The following is a 20,384-nucleotide window of genomic DNA, read 5'->3' on the forward strand; positions in this document are numbered from 1 at the left end:
TGTTGAAAGTCGTCAATCGGCGCCAAGGCCGATCGGATTCGGCAGGCGCTTTTCCACCGCGTGGCGCAGCAGCGCGGCGGTGCGGAAGATGCCGTGCGCGAACTTGCCGTAGGGCAGCGTGGCGAAGAGCGCCATCACCGCACCGAGGTGCACGCACAGCAGCAGCGCGAGCGCGGGCGTTCCAAGACCGAGCCATAGCGCAAGGCCACTCGCGCTGGTGAGGAACAGCAAGGCGATGAAACCCAGATCCATCGGCTTCTGCGCGGCGTCGGATTGCAGCGGATGACGTCGGCGGTTGAGCTGCCAGAGCCCCGCAGTGCCGACCATGAGGCTCACGCCACCAGCCACGCCGAGCAGCTTGGGCAGACTCGGCAGCTCATAGGGCGCGTGCCACCCGAAGACGTAGTGATAGAGCGTCGCCACGCAGGTGGCCGCGAAGCACAGCAGGAAGCCGTAGAACGTGAAGTGGTGGAAGCGCCTGCGTCGCAGCGTGTACGCGTCGTCCTCGTCATGGCAGCCCTCGCCGTGCCCTCCATCGAGATACTTCAGTCGCAGCACCGCATCGGTCGCTTCGGCCGCGGCAGGCGCATTGAGCGGCGCGCCGCTGGTCGCAGGCTTCAGTTCGCGCCAGAAGCGCGTCACGCCCATGCCCAGTGCGAACACGACGAACAAGAACACCGGCCCGAACAAGCTGACCAGCAGGTTGTGCGGGAAGAGGTTGTAGAAGTTGCCATCCAATCCCGCGCCCCACAGCGTGCCCTTGAACGCCACTGCGAGCATCAGGAACAGCGCCAACCCCGCCGCCAACGCGAGCGACAGCGTCAGCCCGTTGCGCTGGTACAGCTTGCCCAGCGCCGGCGGCCAGGCGTAGTCGGCATAGGTCTGGCCGCGCACCTCGGCCATCGCACGCGGCACGTTCACCGCGAATTCATGCGGCGGTGCGTACTGGCAGGCGTGGAGGCAGGCGCCGCAGTTGTGGCAAAGGTTGGCGAGAAAGTGAATGTCGGCGCGGCCGAACTCCAGCCGTCGCGTCATTGCGGGGAACACCGCGCAGAAGCCTTCGCAATAGCGGCAGGCATTGCAGATCTGCATCTGGCGGCCGACCTCGGCCTCGCGTTCGCTCAGGATCGGGATCACGGCGCGTCCACCACCGCTCGCGAGCGACGCCGCTTCGCGCGTCAGGGCATCAAGCGAGTGCATGCTGAGCCTCCTTCGCGGCCATTGCAGCCTTGGCGGCCTGCGTGCCCGCAATGCGACCGAAAGCCGTGCCGATCGACATGCCGACACCTGCGGTGTAGCCCTTGCCGAGCACGTTGCCGGCCATCATCTCGCCAGCGACGAAGAGGTTCGGACTCGGACGGCCGTCGAAGTGCACGGCCGACTCGTCGTTCACACGCAGGCCGAGGTAGGTGAAGGTCACGCCGGGCCGCAATGGATAGCCGTAGTAAGGCGGCGTGTCGATCGGCCGAGCCCAGTGCGTCTTGGCGGGCGTCAAGCCCTCGGTGTGGCAATCGTCGAGCGCGGTGTGATCAAAGCTGCCGACGCGGCACGCCGCGTTGTAGGCGCCGATCGTTTCGACGAACGCCTCTTCCGGCAGACCCAGCTTGCGCGCCAGCTCAGGCAGGCTGTCCGCCACGGTGCCCGGAAACACTGGTGGCATGAAGCGGCCGATCGCCTTGCGGTCGATGATCGAATAGCCGATCTGCCCCGGCTGCTGCGCCACCAGACGACCCCAGATCGCATAGCGCTTGGGCCAGAAATCCTCGCCTTCGTCGTAGAAGCGCTTCGCCTCGCGGTTGACCACCACGCCGAGCGAAACGCAATCGATGCGGGTGCAGATGCCACCGTCGTACAGCGGTGCACGCGCGTCGATCGCGACCATGTGCGCCTGCGTCGGGTCGCCGATCGAATCGGCGCCGGCGTCGATCATGGCCTTGAGCAGCACGCCTTCGTTGAATCGGGTGCCACGGATCAGGAAGTTCTCCGCCGGACGCTCGCCGCGTTCGTTCACACCCCAGGCTTCGCTGAGCCATTCGCGGTTGGACTCGAAGCCGCCCGCTGCCAGCACGCAGCTTTTCGCTTCGATGCGCTCGCCGCTTGCGGTCAACGCGGCGACGAAACGGTCACCGTCGAGTTCGACCGACACGACGGGCGTGTCGTAGCGGATGTGCACGCCGAGCTTCTCGGCGCTGCGGTAATAGGCGTTGACCAGCGCCTTGCCACCGCCCATGAAGAAGGCATTCGTGCGCGCCACGTGCAGCGCCCCCGACAACGGCGGCTGGAAGTGCACGCCGTGGCTGCGCATCCAGTCGCGGCAGTTCGACGACGCACGGATCGCAATGCGGGCGAGGTGCTCGTCGGTCACGCCGCCCGTCACCTTGAGCAGGTCCTGCCAGTACTCCTCCTCGGGGTAGGCGTCGACCAGCACGTCCTGCGGTTCGTCGTGCATGCAGCGCAGGTTGCGCGTGTGCTGGGAATTGCCGCCGCGCCATTCGCGCGGCGAGGCCTCGACCAGCAGGACGCTGGCGCCGGCTTCTCGTGCCATCAGGGCCGCGCACAACGCTGCGTTGCCGCCGCCAACGACCAGGACATCGACCATTCAGTTGTCTCCTCGCGAGGAGCTCAACTCTAGGAACGAACCGCGCCGGGCGACAGAGCCCCCGTGGCAAGGGGTCTTCAGTTTTCGTGAAGGGTCGCTCCGGCCCAGCGGCCTTCACGCACCAGGGTGCGCGCCACGTCGACCATCACCACGCGGGTGGCGAGCGCGGCAGGCGAGAGTTCGTCGTCCGACAGGCTGGCAAGCACGTTGCGGCGCCCCACTTGCGCATCGGCGATGCGGACCTGCGCCAGCCCTTCATCGGCGACGCGCGCACTCGCTGCGCCCGGCTGGATGGTCGCGCCATGACCAGCTCGGACCGCGTCCATCAACAGCCCGAGACCGTCGATTTCGGCGACCACGCGCGGCACCACCCGGGCGCGTGCGAATGCGGCTTCGAGCGTCGAGCGCAGGCCGTGCGAGGCGCTGGGCATGATCAGCGGCAACGCACCCAGTTGCGCGAGCCGCACCTGGCGCCCTCCCGGCAGACCTGGCAGGTCTGTCCGGCCGATCACGAAGAGCTTTTCGTCCAGCAGCGGCAGCACGCTCCAGCGCCGCGCGGTGTCGGTCTGAAACTGCACTGCCAGATCGAGCTGGCGCGCATTGAGCATCGCCGCCAAGTGCCCCGAGAGCGCCTCGACCAGATGCAGCCTCACGTCCGGATAGCGCTCCGACATCGCCTGCATCAGCGGCACGCCGAGGACGGATGCGGTGGTGGGCGGCAGTCCGATGCTGACGTGACCCGCCAGCCGCGCCTGCTTCGCCGCGCGGACCGCCTCGTCGGCGTGGCGCAGTGTGAGATGGGCCTGCTGCAGGAAGGCCAGGCCGGCGTCAGTCGGCGTGACGCCGGTCGAGCTGCGGCTCAGCAGGCGCGTCGACAGCTCGCCTTCGAGACGGCTGATCTGCTGGCTCAGCGCGGATGTCGCAAGCCCGAGCTCGAGCGCGGCGCGGCCCATGCTTCGCAGCTCGCAGACCTTGATGAAGTAGCGCAATTGCCTCAGTTCCACGATGCACGCCCGTTCATTCCGCGGCGGCGGGAATGTGCGGCAGATTCATCGGACGGCGCACGCGCCGCGCGTTCGGCTCGGTCAGGTCGAAGGTGGTGACACCGTTGGTCTGCGATGCGCTGACCAGCCACTCAGGATGGTCGAGCGTGTTGCGGATGTCGCGCAAGCCGGCATCCCAGTGCTCGTCGACCGAGGCGCGCGAGAACTCGTAGTCCTTGGATTCGAGCTCGTAGGGCTTGTCGCGGTAAATCAGGTGCACGATCTCGATCGGCTTGTGCGAGAGCGCCGCACACACCGAGACCACGCTCGGATCGTCGCGCAGCTTCGGCGGCAACTTGGTCAGCAGATCGGCAAGCGCCTGCTGCAGGTTCATGTTCGAGGCCAGCGCGTCGGTGTTCATCCGGGTGCGGCTCGAATAGGTGATGTCCTTCTGCCGCTCCATCGTCTCGGCGAGCGTGCGCGGCATCATCCCGTGCGCGCTGAACAGGTCCACCTGCAGCACCATCAGCGGATCGCTGCGCGGATGGGCGTCGAGCACGTATTGCAGCGGCGTGTTGGAGACGATGCCGCCGTCCCAGTAGTCCTCGCCGTCGATGTGCACCGGCGCGAAGCCCGGTGGCAGCGCACCGCTGGCCATGATGTGTTCCGGGCCGATGCGCTGTGTCCGGTTGTCGAAATAGATGCTGTTGCCGGTGCGCACGTTGACCGCGCCGACGCTGAAGCGCACGCCGTCGTGGTTGATGCGGTCGAAGTCCACCAGCCGCTCCAGTGTCGACTTGAGCGGTGAGGTGTCGTAGTAGCTGAGCAGCGGCGCAGCGCCGCCAAGAAGCAATGAAGGCGAGCGGCGCGGTTCGAAGAAGCCGGGAACGCCGAACATCGCGGCCGACGTCGCGCTCCACTGGTTGAACGAGGAACGGTCGATCGCCCACCATGCAGGCACACGCTGCGCCGGACCGGACGAGACCAGATCCCAGAACTCGCGCAGGCGCTGCACGCGCATCTCGGGGGCGTTGCCCGCGATCAGTGCGGCGTTGATTGCGCCGATCGACACGCCGGCCACCCAGTCGAGCGACTTGTGCCGCTCGAAGACGCCCGCATACACCCCGGCCTGGTATGCACCGAGCGCGCCGCCGCCTTGAAGGACGAGCGCCTTCTTGACGGTGGCGAAGTCGAAGCTGGAACCGGGACGGGCGGAGGATTTTTTCTTCGTGACCATGGCGCCATTGGACACCAGACCACCTGACCTCCGCCCCTTGAGCGCTACATCTTCGGCAGCATCTGGCCGCGGATCTCGCCGCCCGGGTTCGCGGCGGTGTGGACATTGGCGTACCAGCGGCCGGCCATCAGGTCGGCGGCCTGTGCTGGCGTAAGCGTCGCCGTGCCCTCGATCGGGCTCGATGCATTGGTGAAGGGCACCACCACGCCCGCGTTCGCACCAGCAGCGGCCGGGCCGTGGAAGTGCGCCGCAGTGGCCGGGCCGCTCAGGCCGTCATAGGTGATCTTGTATTTCAGGACGTTCGTTTCCTTGTTCAGCGTTGCCTCGGCCATGCCGCTGCCGCGCGTCATGTTGGGAGGCACTTCGCTGGCCGCGTTCATGGCGCCGCTGAAGGCCACCGTGTTGGACCGGGACATCATCCCGCAACCCACGAGGGCGGCGGTCGCGAAGCCGGTCACAACGATCATGCGAAGGGGGAAGCCATAGCGTCTTGTCATATGCGATCTCCTTGGTTGGCAAGCGACCAGCTTAGGGAGCAACGCGGGCGCCCGCTGTCGGCCATTGACTCGAATTCGATGCCGCAATGGCATGATCCATGCCCCTATGAATGCCCTCGCCACCGCCCACGATGTCGTCCGTTTCTGGCAAGAAGCAGGCCCTTCCCGCTGGTTTGACAAGAACGACGCCTTCGACGCCGAGTTCAAGTCGCGCTTCGAGGCCACTCACCACGCAGCCGCCACAGGCACGCTGGACGGCTGGGGCGCCGATGCTGAAGGCGCACTTGCGCTGATGGTGCTGCTCGACCAGTTCCCGCGCAATTCGTGGCGCGGCAGCGGCCACATGTTCGCGACCGACGGCAAGGCGCTGACGATCGCGCGCGCGGCCATCGACGCCGGGCACGACCGGCAGGTCGATCCCCAGCTCCGGCCCTTCTTCTACCTGCCCTTCATGCATTCGGAGTCGCTCGCCGACCAGGAGCAATCGGTATTGCTCAACGCTGCGCTCGACGCCAACACGCAGCGCTTCGCGGTGCTGCACCGCGACCTCATCGCTCGCTTCGGCCGCTTTCCGCACCGCAACAGGATGCTCGGGCGAAGCACGACGCCCGAAGAGCAGGCCTACCTCGACGGCGGCGGTTTCGCGGGCTGAACAGCCGCGCCCGCATCGTCCGCGCGCGTGGGCGAGAGCCGCGCGCTCGGGCGCGGACGGCCCTTGAACGACCCGTATTCGTGCGCGTAGACCCAGGTGAACTCCACGCCGAGCAGAAAGATCTGCGCCGAGTAATACACCCACACCAGCACCACTACCAGCGACCCCGCGGCGCCGTAGCCTGACGCCACACCCGTCTTGCCGATGTACAGGCCGATCAGGTATTTGCCGATGATGAAGAGCACGGCCGTGACCGCCGCGCCGATCCACACGTCGCGCCATTGCACGCTCACGCGCGGCATGATCTTGAAGATCATCGCGAAGCCCACCGTCACGATGGCGAAGCCGAAGGCCGAATTCACGTTCTGCGCCAGATGCGCCCAGCCGCCGAAATACGGCGCCCACCATTCGCCAAGCGCGGCAAGAGCTGCATTGACGACGAGCGAGACGATCAGCAGGAAGCCGATGCCCATGATCATGCTGAAGGACAGCAAGCGCGTGCGCACGAGATTCAGCAGCCCGTTGGTGTCGTCGCGTGCGGGCGCGCGCCAGATGCGGTCGAAGGCATCCTGCAGCTCGCCGAACACGGTGGTCGCGCCGACGATCAGCAGCCCGATGCCAGCCACGGTGGCCACCACGCCCTGCGCAGGCCGGTTGAGATGCTCCAGCATCACCTGCACCGCACGCGCACCGTCAGCGCCCATGAGGCCGGAGATCTGTTCCATGATCTCGCCGCGCGCCTCGTCGCGGCCGAACACCAGCCCGACCACGGAGATCACGATCAGGATCAGCGGCGCGAGCGAGAACACCGTGTAGTAGGCCAGGGCCGCCCCCATGCTCGGGGCGTAGTCCGCCCGCCACGATTCGAAGGACTGCCTGCAGAGGTCGAAAAGCGCGCGTAGAGCTTTCATGCGCGCAGTGTCGCAGCGTTTGACGGCCAGCGCGCCTTGAAGCTGCCGCGCATAATCGCCGCCGATGCACCAGGCCCTCCACCCTGCGGATCCGGCAGTCGACCGGCCGCGCCCCCAGTCCATTCGCGACCTCTTCGCTTCCTTCACCTGGCTGGCCCTGCAAGGGTTCGGTGGCGTGCTGGCCGTCGTGCAGCGCGAAATGGTCGAGAAGAAGCGCTGGCTCACCCCCGACGAATTCCTCGAAGACTGGGCCGTTGCCCAGGTCCTGCCGGGCCCGAACGTGGTCAACCTCGCGCTCATGATCGGCGACCGTCACTTCGGCCTTCGCGGCGCGATCGCAGCGGTGGCCGGCATGCTGACGGTGCCGCTGGGCGTGATCCTCGTGCTCGCGGTGCTCTACGCCCACTACGCCGGCAATCCCCAGGTGGCGGGCGCGCTGCGTGGCATGGGCGCAGTGGCCGGCGGGCTGATCGCCGCGACCGGCATCAAGCTGATCCCGGCGCTGCGCAAGCACCCGCTGGGTTTTGCGGTGTGCCTCGCCATCGTGGCCCTGGTGTTCGCCGCCATCGCCTTCGCGCGCATACCGCTCGGCTGGGTTCTGATCGTGGTCGGCGGCACGGCCTGTGTATGGACGTGGTGGAAGCTCGAGCCATGACCATCACGATGCACTGGCACGACTGGCTGTCGCTCTTTGCGCAATACATGCTGCTCTCGCTGCTGTCGATCAGCGGGGCGATCACCACCGTGCCCGACATGCACCGCTACCTTGTCGCCCAGCACGGTTGGCTCACGGATGCGCAGTTCACTTCGTCTGTGGCGATCGCGCAGGCCGCCCCTGGGCCGAACGTGCTGTTCGTCGCCTTGATGGGATGGAACGTCGGCCTCAATGCCGGCGGCGGCATCGGCGCCGGCCCGCACGCGTGGCTGACGGGCTTGCTCGGGCTCGCAGCAACGATGGTCGGCATCATGCTGCCAAGCACCACCCTTACCTACTTCGCGACGCGATGGGGGCACCGCAATCGCACCAAGCGCGGTGTGCGCGCTTTCAAGCAGGGCATGGCGCCCGTGGTGGTGGGCCTGCTGATCGCGACCGGCTGGGTGCTGGCATCGGGCAACCACTACGGCAACACGCCCGCCTGGCATCTGTGGCTGCTGACCGGCGTTGCCGCCTTCATCGTGTGGCGCACCCGGATCCATCTTCTGTGGCTTCTCGGCGCCGGAGCGCTGCTCGGCGCCATCGGCTTTGTCTGAACCTTCATCAAGGAATCGAACCATGCAACTGCGCACCCTCGGCCGCTCCGACCTGCAGGTCTCCCCGCTCGCCTTCGGCGGCAACGTCTTCGGCTGGACGGCCGACGAAGCCATGTCCTTCCGCCTGCTCGATGCATGGGTGGACGCGGGCTTCAATTTCGTGGACACCGCCGACGTGTATTCGCGCTGGGTGCCGGGCCATACCGGCGGCGAATCCGAAACGCTCATCGGCAAGTGGTTCAAGCAGAGCGGCAAGCGCAACCGCGTGGTGCTCGCGACCAAGCTCGGCAAGCCGATGGGCGAAGGCAAGCAGGGGCTGTCGCCGGCCTACATCCGCGAAGCCGTGGAAGCGTCGCTGCGCCGACTGAAGTGCGATCACATCGACCTCTACCAGTCGCACGACGACGACCCCGACACACCGCTGGCGGACACCGCCGCTGCCTTCGGGGAGCTGATCAAGGCCGGCAAGGTCCGGGTGATCGGCGCCTCGAACTTCACCGCACCCCGGCTGGCCGAAGCGCTCGATGTCGCCGAAAAGGCGGGCCTGCCCCGCTACGAGAGCCTGCAGCCGCTCTACAACCTCTACGACCGCGCCGTGTTCGAGAAAGACCTGGAGCCGCTGTGCCTCGCGCGCGGCGTCGGGGTGATCAACTTCTACGCGCTGGCGGCGGGCTTCCTCACCGGCAAGTACCGCACCGAAGCCGATGCGGAAAAGAGCGCGCGCGGCGCGAGCACGACAAAGAAGTACCTCAATCCGCGCGGCCTGCGCATCCTCGACGCGCTCGACAAGGCGGCCAAGGCGACCGGCGCGAAGCCGGGGCAGGTCGCACTGGCCTGGCAGATCGCACGCCCCTCGGTCACCGCACCGATCGCCAGCGCGACTTCGATCGAACAGCTCAACGAACTGGTTGCGGCGGCGCAACTGAAGCTCGATGCCGACGTGATCGCGATGCTCGACAAGGCCAGCGCGGAGGAATGAGCGCATGAGCAGCACCGACCCGCTCGCCCCGCCCTCCCTCGACTATTTCGCCGACCTGGAAGTCGAGGTCGGCATGCCACAGGTGCTCGGCCAGAGCACCCGCGGCCTGCGCAGGGTCGTGCCGATCACCGGCGGCGTCGCGCGCGGCAACGGCTGGACCGCGCGCGTGCTGCCCGGCGGCAGCGATTTCCAGCTCATCGTGAGCGACACCTTGTCCGAGCTCGACGCACGCTACGGGCTGGAGACCGATGCCGGCGACCTGATCTACGTGCAGAACCATGCGGTGCGCGCTGCGCCCGCCGATGTGATGGCCAAGCTGCTGCGCGGCGAGCCGGTCGATCCGGCGCAGGTCTATTTCCGCTGCAACCCCCGCTTCGAGACTTCGTCGAAGGCGTTGGGCTGGATCAACGACCGGATGTTCGTCGGCGCCGGCATGCGGCACCCCGCGCAGGTGGTGATGCGCTTCTTCGCGCTGCTGTAGCCAGCTTCCCTAGTCGACGAAGCGGTAGAAGCGCTGCGGGTTGTGCACCAGCAGTTGCTCGCGCAGGGCGGCGTCGGGTGCGATCCGTTCAAGCGCGTCCACCAAGAGGCCGTCGTCCGGCACATGGTCATGCAGCGGGTGCGGCCAGTCGGTGCCCCAGAAGCAGCGCTCCGGGAAGTCGAGCAAGAGGCGATGCGCGATGGCGATGCCATCCCGATAGCCTTCGCGGCCCGCATCGTGCGTGATGCGATCGATGCCGCTGAGCTTGACGCGGAACAGCGGGTTCTTCATCAGCGTGTGCAGCGCGATGAAGTCCGGGTGCGCGACCCCTTGAGCGGCATCCACCCGCGCCATGTGATCGACGACAACTGGTACCGCGCTGCTCGTCAGAGGCGATGCCAGTCCATGGATCAGTCCCCGCTCGAAATGCACCTGCAGGTGCATGCCCAGCGGTTCGAGCCGGCGAGTGAAGGCGACGACGCGCTCCACGTCGAAGGCAGGGTTGGGCGCCTTCGAGAAGTTGAACCGAACGCCGCGAAAGCCGGCGCCAGCGAGGCGTTCGAGCTCTTCATCGCTCACATCGAGCGGCAGCAGCGCCACACCCAGGTAGTTGCCCCCGCCCGCAGCGATCGCGTCTTCCACCACCCGGTTGTCCAGCCCGTGGCAGAGCGACTGGACGATGACGCAACGCTGGATGCCCAGTGTGCGATGCAGGGCGAAAAGTGCTTCCTTCGGTGCATCCCCCGGCGTGAAGCTGCGATCTTCGGCAAAGGGAAAGCGTGCCGCCGGCCCGAACACGTGGACGTGCGCGTCGCAGGCCCCGGCCGGCAGCCTCAGCCGCGGCGCGGAGGGGTTCGGGTTGTAGGTCAGCGCGGGCTGCATCGGCGAGGCTGCCTCAGGCGATCCGCTGGCGCATCGCTTCGTAGAGACACACGCCGCTCGCGACGGAGACGTTCAGGCTCTCGACCGCACCCGCCATCGGGATGCTCACCAGCTCGTCGCAGGTCTTGCGCGTGAGCTGTCGCATGCCCTCGCCTTCGGCACCCAGCACCAGCGCGAGCGGGCGCTTGAAGTCGCACTGGTAGAGCGTGCCCGGCGCGTCGTCGCTCGTGCCTACGCACCAGATGTTGCGTTCCTTGAGTTCATTGAGCGTGCGCGCGAGGTTGGTGACCATGAAGTACGGCATCGTCTCGGCCGCGCCGCTGGCCACCTTGGCGACGGTGGCATTGATGCCGGCCGCATGGTCCTTGGGGGCGATGACCGCGTGGGCCCCGGCGCCATCGGCCACGCGCAGGCAGGCCCCGAGGTTGTGCGGATCGGTGACGCCGTCGAGCACCAGCAGCAAGGGCACGGTGCCGGCGCTTTCGAGGCCTTCGAGCAGTTCGTCGAGCGAATGGGTCTGAGGGATCGGCTCGACCCGCGCGGCCACGCCCTGGTGGCCGTGGCTGCCGGCGAGCTTGGACAGCCGGGCACCATCAGCCTCAATCAGCCGGACGCCGGATTCCTGCGCACGCGCGATGAATTGGCGCATGCGCGCGTCGCGCCGGCTGGCATCGAAGAGCACCTCGATCACGGATTTCGGCGCGGTCTTGATGCGCACGCCCACGGCGTGGAAGCCGAAGATCACTTTGGGGGAAGACATCGACGGATTATCAAACACCCCCCAAGCTCCGGCGGAGCCGGTTCCGCGGGATTTCTGGTGTCGCCTGCGCCGTATCCACCGTTCAGGCGCTGCTGCGCTCCTCGGCTGCTACCCGGCCGGCTTCGATGGTGATCCGGCGGTCGCAGCGCGCTGCGATGCCGCGGTCGTGGGTGACCAGCACGAGCGTGGTGCCGAGTTCCCGGTTGAGGTCGAACATCAGCTCCATCACCTGTTCGCCGGTTGCGAAGTCGAGGCTGCCGGTGGGCTCGTCCGCCAGCAGGAGCTGCGGCTGCACCACGAAGGCGCGCGCGAGCGCCACGCGCTGCTGCTCGCCACCGGACAGCACCTTCGGATAGTGGCCGAGCCGCTGGCCAAGGCCGACGCGCTCGAGCATTTCGGTCGCCGCCTTGCGGGCGTCCTTGCGATCGGCCAGTTCGAGTGGCAGCATCACGTTTTCGAGCGCGCTCAGGTTGCCGAGCAGCTGGAAACTCTGGAACACGAAGCCGACCTTCTGCGCGCGCAGGGCCGCACGTTCGTCTTCGTCGATGGCGAACAGGTCTTCCCCGGCAAGCTTCACGGTGCCGCGGGTGGGCGTGTCCAGGCCCGCGACGATCGACAGCAGCGTGCTTTTCCCCGATCCCGATGCGCCGACGATGGCGGCGGTTTCCCTGGCGCCCAGCGTGAAGTCGATGTCACGCAGGATGTCGAGCGTTCCGGTGGAATCGGTGACCGACTTGAAGACATGCTCGACGGCAACGATGGCGTTGGATGCGCCATCGATTTGGATTGAGGACATTGAAAGGTTTCGCGTAGTGAATCGACGTCACTTTATCTTGAGCGGCACGGGCGCATGGTTTTCGATTTCCGCCATGGCGGCCACGGGTAAGCCGCCCGTGATCCTGGTGCTCGGCGACTCGCTTTCGGCCGAATACGGGCTGCGGCGCGGCGATGGCTGGGTGCCGCTGCTCGAAAAGCGCCTCGCGGAACAGAAGATTCCGGCAACGGTGGTCAACGCCAGCATCAGCGGCGACACCACGGCGGGCGGGCGTTCGCGGCTGCCCGGGCTGCTCGCGCAGCACCAGCCGACGCACGTGGTGCTCGAACTGGGCGCGAACGACGCGCTGCGCGGCTTGTCGCTCACAAGCACCGAAGACAACCTTCTGCAGATGACCAAGGCCGCACAGGCCGCGGGTGCGCAGGTACTGATCGTCGGGATCCAGGTGCCGCCCAACTACGGCAGCGACTACACGCGGCGCTTCGAGGCGATCTTCCCGAAGGTGGCTGGCACCGCAAAAACGCCGGTTGTGCCGTTTCTGCTGAAGGGCGTGGCGGACGGCCCCGATGCGGCGATGCTCTTCCAGGCCGACCGCATCCATCCCACCGCGGCAGCGCAGCCCCGCATGCTCGACAACGTCTGGTCGCCGCTGCGGAAGATGCTCCCCAAATGACCCTGAAAACGACAAGGCCGCCGCAGCTATGTGCTGCGGCGGCCCTTATCGGCTTTCAACCTGTCGATTCAACCGTTCTTGGTGGGCAGTTCGGGAATGGTCGGCGGGTCGTGTTCCAGCGAAGCAACGTCGGTTTCCGGATCGTCCGGGGCCAAGCCGTCGCTGCTGGGCGAAAGCTTGCGCTGAGCCTTTTCCCTGGCTTTGTCTTCCTTCTTTTTCTTCTTCGCTAGCTCCCTCTGACGCTTCTCATAGCCATAGTTGGGTGTTGCCACAGCCGCTCCTTCTAACTCAGGCAGTCACGTTAACTGCACCTCGTCGGACTGTACGCGATATCGGTCCGCGTTCAGAGCGCCGCGAGGGCCTGCTCGAGATCGGCGCGAAGATCGTCCACATCCTCCAGGCCAATCGAGAAGCGCACCAGGGTGCCCTTGTGCGGCCAGTGCGCGACGCTCTGGTCACGCATGAGGCCGATGTCGTAAGGCACGACGAGGCTGATCGGCCCGCCCCAGGAGTAGCCGAGCCTGAAGAGTGACAGACTGTCGCAAAAGCGGTCGACTTGCTCGGTGCCGTAGCGCGCATCGAAAACCACCGAGAAGAGTCCGGCGGCCAGATCGGCGGTGCCACAGAGGCGCAACCAGTTGGCATGCCCTGGTGAGCTCTCCAGCGCGGGATGGAGCACCTGCGCGATTTCCGCGCGATCCTCCAGCCAGTGGGCCAGTTCACGCGCGCTGCTGTCGTGCGCGGCATAGCGCAGGGCAATGCTGGGGAGAGAACGCAGCACCGTCTCGACATCCCCCACGCCGATGCCGTAGCCCATGCGCATGTGCGTGAGCTTGATCGCGCGGTGCAAGCGTTCGTCGCACGTCGTCACGCTGCCCATCAGCACGTCGCCACCGCCGCTCGGATACTTGGTGAGCGCCTGGACCGAAATGTCGACGCCCTGCCCGCTCCCGTTGAAGTCGAACGGCGCGAATGCCAGGCCGGCGCCCCAGGTGTTGTCGAGCGCGACGATCACCCCGCGGGTGCGGCAGACCTTGGCCAATGCGGGCAGGTCCGGGAATTCCATGGTGACCGACCCCGCCGCCTCGACCCAGACCAGCTTGGTGCGCTCTGAAATCTTCGCCGCGAGATCCGCCGGATTCATCGCGTCGTAGAGCTTGTGCGTGATGCCAAAGTTGGCCAGCTCGCCATTCGCCAGCGCCTTGTTCGGGCCATAGGCGTTGTCGGGTATGAGGACCTCGTCACCGCTCTTCAGCAGCGCGAACGACACCAGCGCGATCGCGGCAAGGCCGCTGGGGACCAGCAGGCATTCGGTGCCGCCTTCCAGCGTGGCGAGTCGTTCCTCGAGCGTGAAGGTGGTCGGTGTGCCGTGAAGGCCGTAGGTGTAGCCGGCCTTGGTCTTCCAATCCCGCGCCCGCATCGCGGCCACATCGGCGAAGAACACCGTCGACGCCTTGTAGACGCCCACCTGGGGCGACCCGAACTTCGCGGGAGGAACGTAGGGGTGGTGGATCAGGTCGGTAATGGGCTTATTGGGCATGCCGCCATGCTAGTCGACCTCGACGGACCGGCACACAATCCGCTCTGGTTGACGCCTGCAGACCTCCGACAAGGACGCTTCGATGACCACCATCCACGAACTCTTCCCCTACCTTTGCGTGCAAGACACTCCCGCGCGATTGCCTTCTATGGCGAGGTATTCGGCGTAAAGGAGAAATTCCGCTTGACCGAGCCCAGCGGCCGCATCGGGCACGCCGAGCTGGATTTCAACGGTGCGACGCTGATGCTCTGCGACGAGTTTCCCGAATACGGCATCCGCAGCGCGAACACGATTGGCGCTACGCCGGTCACGCTGCATCTGCATGTCGACAACTGCGACGCCATCATCGAGCGGGCCTTGAAGGCCGGCGCCAAGCTGGAGATGGCGCCACAGGATCAGTTCTATGGCGAGCGCTCAGGCTCGTTCAAGGATCCCTTTGGTCACCGCTGGAACGTCGGACATTCGATCGAAGAGGTTTCGACGGAAGAGATGCAGCGGCGATACACCGAGACGCTCAAGCCCTGAGCGCCTCGATGCGGGAAGTGGTCAGACCGACCACTTCTCCATGAGCTTCTCTGGGCCCATGGAGTCATAGCCCTCGAAAGGTTGGTGAATCCACGGATCCGTCGGCAGGAACTCGACCGAGTAATCCGGGGTGAAGGTCGACAGTGCCTTCGTCCAGAGGACCGCGCTGCGCAGCTCGGTGATGGGCTTGTAGCTGCTCTTGAGCATCTCGACGACGGCGTGCAGCGTGTGGCCCGAATCCGCGAGGTCGTCGACCAGCAGCACCTTGCCCGCGATTTCGCCCTTGGGCGTGGTGATGTAGCGCGCGATGTCAAGGCGGCCCTGGATGGTGCCGGCATCAGCGCGGTAAGAGCTCGTCGACATGATCGCCAGAGGCTTGTCGAAGATGCGCGAGAGCACATCACCGGGTCGCATGCCGCCGCGCGCGAGGCACAAGATGGTGTCGAAATGCCAGCCCGACTGGTGCACCTTGATCGCGAGCTTCTCGATCAGGTTGTGGTACTCGTCGTAGCTAACGTAGAGATGCTTGCCGTCTTCGGTCAACATGAAAGATCGTCTCCTGCGGTGGGTCAGTCTGCGAGATAGGGGTGGCGCATCATGATCGTGTGATCACGATCGGGGCTGGTCGAAACCATGTGAATCGGCACGCCCGTGACTTGCTCGATGCGCTGCAGATAGAGCCGCGCATTGATCGGCAGCTTCTCGTATTGCGTGACGCCCACGGTGCTTTCGGTCCAGCCTTCGAGCGTCTCGTAGACCGGCGTGCAGCGTTCGATCTCATCCGCGCCCATGGGCAGGATGTCGGTGAACTCGCCGTCGAGCATGTAGCCCGTGCACAGCTTCAGTTCCTTCAGGCCGTCGAGCACGTCGAGCTTGGTGATGCACAGGCCGCTCAGCCCGTTGACCTGGGCGGAGCGCTTGAGCAGCGCCGCGTCGAACCATCCGCAGCGGCGGCTGCGGCCCGTGGTCACGCCCTTTTCGGCGCCCACGGTGCTCAGGTGGTAGCCGACGGTGCCGGGCTTTTCCCAGTCGAGTTCGGTCGGGAACGGACCACCGCCGACGCGCGTGCAGTAGGCCTTGGTGATGCCGAGGATGTAGTGCAGCATGCCCGGACCCACGCCGGAACCAGCGGCTGCATTGCCAGCCACGCAGTTGCTGGAAGTGACGTACGGATAGGTGCCATGGTCCACGTCGAGCAGCGTGCCTTGCGCACCTTCGAACAGGAGGTTGGCGCCATCGCGATGCGAGTCATTGAGCTCGCGCGACACGTCAGCCATCATGGGCTTGAGCAGTTCGGCGTGGCGCATGGCCTCGTCGTAGACGGCGTCGAACTCGATCGGTGTCGCGCCAAGCACTTCGGTGAGCACATGGTTGTGCAGTTCGAGCAGGATCTTCAGCTTGCTCGCGAAGCGTTCCGGATGCTTCAGGTCCTGCACCCGCAGCGCGCGACGCGCGATCTTGTCTTCATACGCCGGGCCGATGCCGCGACCGGTGGTGCCGATCTTCTCAATGCCGCCCTTTTCGCGATAAGCCTCTCGCGCCACATCGAGCGCCGAATGGAAAGGAAGAATCAGCGGGCAGGCCTCGCTGATGCGAAGGCGCGAGCGGACTTCGACGCCGGCCTTCTCCAGCCCTTCGATCTCCTCGAACAGCTTGGCCGCCGAGAGGACCACACCATTGCCGATGTAGCACTTGACGCCAGGACGCATGATGCCGCTCGGAATCAGGTGCAGCGCGGTCTTTACGCCGTTGATGACCAGCGTGTGGCCCGCATTGTGGCCGCCCTGGAACCGCACGACGCCCTGCGCGCTTTCGGTCAGCCAGTCGACCAACTTGCCCTTGCCCTCGTCGCCCCATTGGGTGCCGACGACGACCACGTTTCTTCCGGTGGTTACGCTCATGATGTTTCGCTTCAGAGGATTCAGATGGCTTGCACGCGCCATTGCCCGTCGTGCTCTACGAGCTCTCGGTCGCAATGGAATTCGTCGATTTCGCTGTCGTGGCCGGGCAGTACGCACACCACGGTCTCGCCTTGGCCGCGCAGGGCCGCGATGGTCTTGTTGAGGGCCTCGGCGTCGCTCCAGGGTGCCCGTATGGCTGCGCGCAACGGCTGGGCCGGCAGGACGCCCACCAGTTCACGCACGTCGAGGCTGAAGCCGACCGCCGGTCGGTTGCGGCCGAACACGGCGCCGACTTCGTCATAGCGCCCGCCGCGCACCAGCGCATCGCTGGCGCCGCTCGTGTAGACGCCGAAGCGCATACCGCTGTAGTAGGCGTAGCCGCGGAGATCGGCGAGGTCAAAGCTGACCTTCGCGCCGTCAATACGGCCGGCGAGCTGGCGCAGATCGGACAGCGCCGCCCGAACACCAGCAACGTCGGGAAGCACCTTGGCGGCCTCGTCAAGCACGGCGACATCACCGTAGAGCTGGACGAGCGCACGCAGGCCTTCGCGCGATTGCGCCGGGAAGTCCGCAGTGAGTTCGCGAAGGCCGCTCGCGTCCTTGGCGGCCAGTGCGGCGTGGACCCGGGCGATCGTCGCCGCGTCGACCGGCACGCCGGCAAACAACGAACGCACGATGCGGGCGTCGGCCATGTCGACGATCACCGGCGCCTGCGCACGGCCGGTGATGCCGGCGGCGTTCAGGCAATCGAGCGCAAGACGGAGGGTTTCAGTGTCAGCTTCGAGCCCGGCATGACCGTAGATTTCGGCGCCGAACTGGAGCGGCTCGCGGGTCGCGTGCGGGCGATCAGGCCGGGTGTGGAGAACAGGTCCGCAATAGCAAAGGCGGGTGACGCCGGCCCGGTTGAGCAGATGGGCATCGATGCGCGCGACCTGCGGCGTGGTGTCGGCCCGCAGGCCCATGCTGCGGCCCGAAAGCTGATCCACCAGCTTGAAGGTCTGGAGATCGAGCGCCTCACCGGTGCCCGAAAGCAGGGATTCGAGATGTTCCAGAAGCGGCGGCATCACCAGCTCGTAGCCGAAGGCACGGGCGGTATCGAGCAACTGGCGTCGAAGTTCTTCGATGTGGCGCGCCTCGGAGGGCAGCACATCGGCAATGTGATCCGGAAGGACCCAGGCGGACATGGGGATCGGCGGCGTGGTTAAACCGGGATTCTACCGGCACCGCATCACGCGATGATCCAGAGCAGGAAGAGCCCCAGAAGAATGCTGCAAAGGCCAAAGAACCGGAGCTGCCCATCTCGAAGCTGCATGAGCTGACCAAAGCCCTTGCGCCATCCGCCGGGCGAGAAGAAGGGCAGCAGCCCTTCGATCACGAGCACCAGCGCAATGGCATTCCAGAACGTATCGGAGTCCATGACCGACTTCAGGCCGAGGCCACCCCGAGCCGCGGCTCAGCGCCGCGGCGCGTTCGAGGTGGACCCGGAGCTCTGCATCGAGCGGAAGAAGTCGGACGACGGATCCAGGATCATCACGTCGCTCTTCTTGTTGAAGCTCTGCTTGTAGGCCTCGAGGCTTCTGTAGAACAGCGCGAACTGCGGATCGCGACCGAACGCGTCGGCATAAAGGCTCGCGGCGCGGGCATCGCCCTCGCCCTTGATCTTCTGCGCATCGCGGTAGGCATTGGCGACGATCACCTCGCGCTGGCGGTCGGCATCGGCGCGGATCTTTTCACCCTCTGCCACGCCAGTCGAACGCAGCTCGTTGGCCACGCGCTTGCGCTCGGCTTCCATCCGGCGGTAGACGGATTCGGTGATCGCCTCGACGTAGTCGACACGGGTGATCCGGACATCGATGATGTCCACGCCCCAGGGCTTGGTGCCCTTCACTACTTCCAGCACCTCGCGCTGGACGTCGGACATCAGCTGCTCGCGGCGCACCGAAATCAGGTCACGCACGGTGCGCTTGTTGATGTTTTCCTGGAACGCATTGCGCACCACGCGGTTGAGTTGCACTGCACCGGCGTTCTCATCGAGACCGACGTTGCGGATGTATTCCGACGGGTTGGTGATGCGCCAGCGCACGTACCAGTCGATCACCACGCGCTGCTTTTCGGCCGTAAGCATCGGCTCGGGATCGAGGCTCGACAGCGTCAGGAGGCGCTTGTCGATGTACGACACGTTCTGGAACGGCGGCGGAAGCTTGAAGTTCAAGCCCGGCTCGGTGATGACTTCCTTGATCTGGCCGAGGGCATAGACCACACCGAACTGGCGCTGGTCAACCACGAAAAGGGTCGAGCTTGCCAGTGCGAGCAGCACGAGGATCGAGGAAACGATGAATCCGATTCTGTTCATGGGGTCAGTCCTCAGCGCACGTCGCGGTCACGTGAGCGGCCATCGCGCGCCCGGGAATCGGCCGGCGCAACCGGAATGACAGACGACTGCGGCGGTGCGGTCCCGGCCACGTTCGGGCTCGCGGCATCGGACGGCGTGGCGGCGGCATTGTTCTGTGCGGACATCTGCATCAGCTTGTCGATCGGGAGATAGAGCAGGTTCGAGTTCTGCTTCGAATCGACCATCACCTTGGTGGTGCTGCTGTAGATCTGCTGCATCGCGTCGGTGTACATGCGGTCGCGCGTGACCTGCGGGGCCTTCTGATATTCCGCAAGGACCGAACTGAAGCGCTGCGCATCACCCTGTGCCTGCGCAATGATCCGGGCCTTGTAGGCTTCCGACTCTTCCTTGAGACGGGCGCCGGTACCGGTGGCGCGCGGCACGACGTCGTTGGCGTAGGCCTGGGCCTCGTTCTTGGTGCGCTCGCGCTCCTGGCCCGCCTTCAGCACGTCGTCGAACGCGGCCTGAACCTGCTCGGGCGGACGAACGCCCCCTTGCTGGAGGTTGATACCGACGATCTCGACGCCGACCTTGTAGCGGTCGAGGATGGTCTGCATCAGGTTGCGCACGCGCGGAGCGATCTGGTCGCGTTCATCCGCCAATGCGGCGTCCATGCGCATCTTGCCGACCACCTCGCGCACCGCGGTTTCGGCGACCTGCACCACGGCTTCGGCGGGCGCCTTGCTCTCGTAGAGGAAGGCGCGCGCGTCGTTCAGCCGGTACTGGACGGCAAACTTGATCTCGACGATGTTCTCGTCCTCGGTCAGCATGGCCGACTCGCGCAGGCCGGTGGAGCGCACGATGGTGTCACGCCCGACGTCCGCAGACCGGATCTGCGTGGTCACCACGACTTCGTGGCGTTGAATCGGATATGGCAAGCGCCAGTTGAAACCGGCGCCAACGGTCGACTTGTAGCGGCCGAACTGCGTGATGACCGCCTGTTGGCCTTCGTTGACGATGAAGAAGCCGGTCCCGAGCCAGATCAGCACAGCCACCGCGGCCACGAGGCCAATTCCGAAGCCCGCGTTCTTCATGTCGGGCTTGAGGCCGCCACCGTTGCCACCGTTCGGGCGATCACCACCGCCGCGGCCACCGAAGAGGCCGCCGAGCTTGCGGTTGAAGTCGCGCCAGAGTTCGTCGAGATCCGGCGGACCCTGGTTGGGACCCTGCCCGCGCGGACGGTTGTTGTTGCCAGAAGGCGGCGGCACCGGGGGTTCGCCATCAGGCCGGTTCGCGGCGGGACGGTCGCCGTTGGACGAGGAATCGTCGCCACGGCCCCACCGGCCGTCGTTCAGATTGAACATGCCGTGAAACCGTCTCCACACTGGCTTTGCATTCATTCGGGT

General features: G+C 66.0%; 23 protein-coding genes and 1 pseudogene. 7 read left to right on the forward strand and 17 right to left on the reverse strand.

Annotated features, from left to right (window positions below; genetic code table 11):
* Positions 1 to 12: 12 nt before the first annotated feature.
* The 5 genes from tcuB to FHW64_RS05675 all read right to left on the reverse strand — a co-directional run bounded on the left by tcuB (position 13) and on the right by FHW64_RS05675 (position 5,316).
* Entirely contained in the window at positions 13 to 1,200 is a 1,188-nt protein-coding gene (tcuB, locus tag FHW64_RS05655) for a tricarballylate utilization 4Fe-4S protein TcuB (RefSeq protein WP_184523831.1), read from the reverse strand.
* On the reverse strand, positions 1,187 to 2,599 hold the full coding sequence (gene tcuA / locus FHW64_RS05660; RefSeq protein WP_184523833.1) for an FAD-dependent tricarballylate dehydrogenase TcuA: 1,413 nt from the start codon (positions 2,597 to 2,599) through the stop codon (positions 1,187 to 1,189). Before tcuA ends, tcuB begins: the two co-directional genes overlap by 14 nt.
* 77 nt (positions 2,600 to 2,676) lie before the next feature.
* Positions 2,677 to 3,603, reverse strand: a complete 927-nt coding sequence (locus FHW64_RS05665; protein WP_184523835.1) for a LysR substrate-binding domain-containing protein — start codon at positions 3,601 to 3,603, stop codon at positions 2,677 to 2,679.
* Positions 3,604 to 3,616: 13 nt separating this feature from the next.
* Positions 3,617 to 4,819: a patatin-like phospholipase family protein gene (locus FHW64_RS05670; protein WP_184523837.1), complete on the reverse strand. Its 1,203-nt coding sequence runs from the start codon at positions 4,817 to 4,819 to the stop codon at positions 3,617 to 3,619.
* Positions 4,820 to 4,863: 44 nt separating this feature from the next.
* Positions 4,864 to 5,316 (reverse strand): CHRD domain-containing protein, encoded by a 453-nt coding sequence (locus FHW64_RS05675; protein WP_184523839.1) that lies wholly within the window; start codon positions 5,314 to 5,316, stop codon positions 4,864 to 4,866.
* 106 nt (positions 5,317 to 5,422) lie between these two features.
* Here FHW64_RS05675 and FHW64_RS05680 point away from each other — a divergent pair, with 106 nt between their 5' ends.
* Complete coding sequence (locus FHW64_RS05680; RefSeq protein ID WP_184523841.1) at positions 5,423 to 5,968, forward strand: DUF924 family protein; 546 nt, start codon at positions 5,423 to 5,425, stop codon at positions 5,966 to 5,968.
* On the opposite strand, the gene FHW64_RS05685 is transcribed toward FHW64_RS05680, so the two are convergent.
* Positions 5,938 to 6,879 carry a YihY/virulence factor BrkB family protein gene (locus tag FHW64_RS05685; RefSeq protein WP_184523843.1) on the reverse strand — a complete coding sequence of 314 codons (942 nt, stop codon included), beginning with the start codon at positions 6,877 to 6,879 and terminating at the stop codon, positions 5,938 to 5,940. The two genes, FHW64_RS05680 and FHW64_RS05685, sit on opposite strands and share 31 nt — an antisense overlap.
* Before the next feature lie 64 nt (positions 6,880 to 6,943).
* Between FHW64_RS05685 and FHW64_RS05690 the strand changes: the two genes are divergently transcribed.
* The 4 genes from FHW64_RS05690 to FHW64_RS05705 are packed head-to-tail and all read left to right on the forward strand — an operon-like array spanning position 6,944 to position 9,590.
* The gene (locus FHW64_RS05690; protein WP_184523845.1) at positions 6,944 to 7,534 is read left to right on the forward strand and encodes a chromate transporter; all 591 of its coding nucleotides are present in this window, start codon (positions 6,944 to 6,946) and stop codon (positions 7,532 to 7,534) included.
* Complete coding sequence (locus FHW64_RS05695) at positions 7,531 to 8,130, forward strand: chromate transporter (protein WP_184523847.1); 600 nt, start codon at positions 7,531 to 7,533, stop codon at positions 8,128 to 8,130. Before FHW64_RS05690 ends, FHW64_RS05695 begins: the two co-directional genes overlap by 4 nt.
* A 22-nt stretch (positions 8,131 to 8,152) precedes the next feature.
* The gene (locus FHW64_RS05700; RefSeq protein ID WP_184523849.1) at positions 8,153 to 9,109 is read left to right on the forward strand and encodes an aldo/keto reductase; all 957 of its coding nucleotides are present in this window, start codon (positions 8,153 to 8,155) and stop codon (positions 9,107 to 9,109) included.
* A 4-nt stretch (positions 9,110 to 9,113) separates the two neighbouring features.
* Positions 9,114 to 9,590, forward strand: coding sequence for a DUF3237 domain-containing protein (locus tag FHW64_RS05705; RefSeq protein ID WP_184523851.1), 477 nt, complete (start codon positions 9,114 to 9,116; stop codon positions 9,588 to 9,590).
* 9 nt (positions 9,591 to 9,599) lie between these two features.
* On the opposite strand, the gene FHW64_RS05710 is transcribed toward FHW64_RS05705, so the two are convergent.
* The 3 genes from FHW64_RS05710 to FHW64_RS05720 all read right to left on the reverse strand — a co-directional run bounded on the left by FHW64_RS05710 (position 9,600) and on the right by FHW64_RS05720 (position 12,028).
* Entirely contained in the window at positions 9,600 to 10,472 is an 873-nt protein-coding gene (locus FHW64_RS05710; protein ID WP_184523853.1) for an amidohydrolase, read from the reverse strand.
* A gap of 13 nt (positions 10,473 to 10,485) precedes the next feature.
* Positions 10,486 to 11,232 carry a 23S rRNA (guanosine(2251)-2'-O)-methyltransferase RlmB gene (gene rlmB / locus FHW64_RS05715; protein ID WP_184523855.1) on the reverse strand — a complete coding sequence of 249 codons (747 nt, stop codon included), beginning with the start codon at positions 11,230 to 11,232 and terminating at the stop codon, positions 10,486 to 10,488.
* 82 nt (positions 11,233 to 11,314) lie between these two features.
* Complete coding sequence (locus tag FHW64_RS05720; protein WP_184523857.1) at positions 11,315 to 12,028, reverse strand: ABC transporter ATP-binding protein; 714 nt, start codon at positions 12,026 to 12,028, stop codon at positions 11,315 to 11,317.
* Between the two features lie 73 nt (positions 12,029 to 12,101).
* Between FHW64_RS05720 and FHW64_RS05725 the strand changes: the two genes are divergently transcribed.
* Positions 12,102 to 12,680, forward strand: coding sequence for an arylesterase (locus FHW64_RS05725; RefSeq protein WP_260303655.1), 579 nt, complete (start codon positions 12,102 to 12,104; stop codon positions 12,678 to 12,680).
* Positions 12,681 to 12,748: 68 nt separating this feature from the next.
* Here the strand turns inward: FHW64_RS05725 and FHW64_RS05730 are convergent, their stop codons facing one another.
* Positions 12,749 to 12,952: a hypothetical protein gene (locus FHW64_RS05730; RefSeq protein WP_184523861.1), complete on the reverse strand. Its 204-nt coding sequence runs from the start codon at positions 12,950 to 12,952 to the stop codon at positions 12,749 to 12,751.
* A 71-nt stretch (positions 12,953 to 13,023) separates the two neighbouring features.
* Positions 13,024 to 14,220 (reverse strand): cystathionine beta-lyase, encoded by a 1,197-nt coding sequence (locus tag FHW64_RS05735; RefSeq protein ID WP_184523863.1) that lies wholly within the window; start codon positions 14,218 to 14,220, stop codon positions 13,024 to 13,026.
* 82 nt (positions 14,221 to 14,302) lie between these two features.
* On the opposite strand from FHW64_RS05735, the pseudogene FHW64_RS05740 reads away from it, so the two are divergent.
* Positions 14,303 to 14,745: pseudogene (locus tag FHW64_RS05740) on the forward strand (VOC family protein).
* Between the two features lie 21 nt (positions 14,746 to 14,766).
* Here the strand turns inward: FHW64_RS05740 and FHW64_RS05745 are convergent.
* Genes FHW64_RS05745 through hflK form a run of 6 tightly spaced genes read right to left on the reverse strand, consistent with a single transcriptional unit; the run spans position 14,767 to position 20,342 of the window.
* Positions 14,767 to 15,291 (reverse strand): phosphoribosyltransferase, encoded by a 525-nt coding sequence (locus FHW64_RS05745; RefSeq protein WP_184523865.1) that lies wholly within the window; start codon positions 15,289 to 15,291, stop codon positions 14,767 to 14,769.
* Between the two features lie 23 nt (positions 15,292 to 15,314).
* Entirely contained in the window at positions 15,315 to 16,646 is a 1,332-nt protein-coding gene (locus tag FHW64_RS05750; RefSeq protein WP_184523867.1) for an adenylosuccinate synthase, read from the reverse strand.
* A 20-nt stretch (positions 16,647 to 16,666) separates the two neighbouring features.
* Positions 16,667 to 17,830: an ATP phosphoribosyltransferase regulatory subunit gene (locus tag FHW64_RS05755; protein ID WP_184523869.1), complete on the reverse strand. Its 1,164-nt coding sequence runs from the start codon at positions 17,828 to 17,830 to the stop codon at positions 16,667 to 16,669.
* Positions 17,831 to 17,874: 44 nt separating this feature from the next.
* Positions 17,875 to 18,063: a DUF2065 domain-containing protein gene (locus FHW64_RS05760; RefSeq protein WP_184523871.1), complete on the reverse strand. Its 189-nt coding sequence runs from the start codon at positions 18,061 to 18,063 to the stop codon at positions 17,875 to 17,877.
* A 36-nt stretch (positions 18,064 to 18,099) separates the two neighbouring features.
* Entirely contained in the window at positions 18,100 to 18,999 is a 900-nt protein-coding gene (hflC, locus tag FHW64_RS05765; RefSeq protein ID WP_184523873.1) for a protease modulator HflC, read from the reverse strand.
* An 11-nt stretch (positions 19,000 to 19,010) separates the two neighbouring features.
* Complete coding sequence (gene hflK, locus FHW64_RS05770; protein WP_184523875.1) at positions 19,011 to 20,342, reverse strand: FtsH protease activity modulator HflK; 1,332 nt, start codon at positions 20,340 to 20,342, stop codon at positions 19,011 to 19,013.
* Positions 20,343 to 20,384: the final 42 nt, after the last annotated feature.

This window comes from Variovorax sp. Sphag1AA, assembly GCF_014192575.1.
Lineage (GTDB): Bacteria > Pseudomonadota > Gammaproteobacteria > Burkholderiales > Burkholderiaceae_C > Variovorax.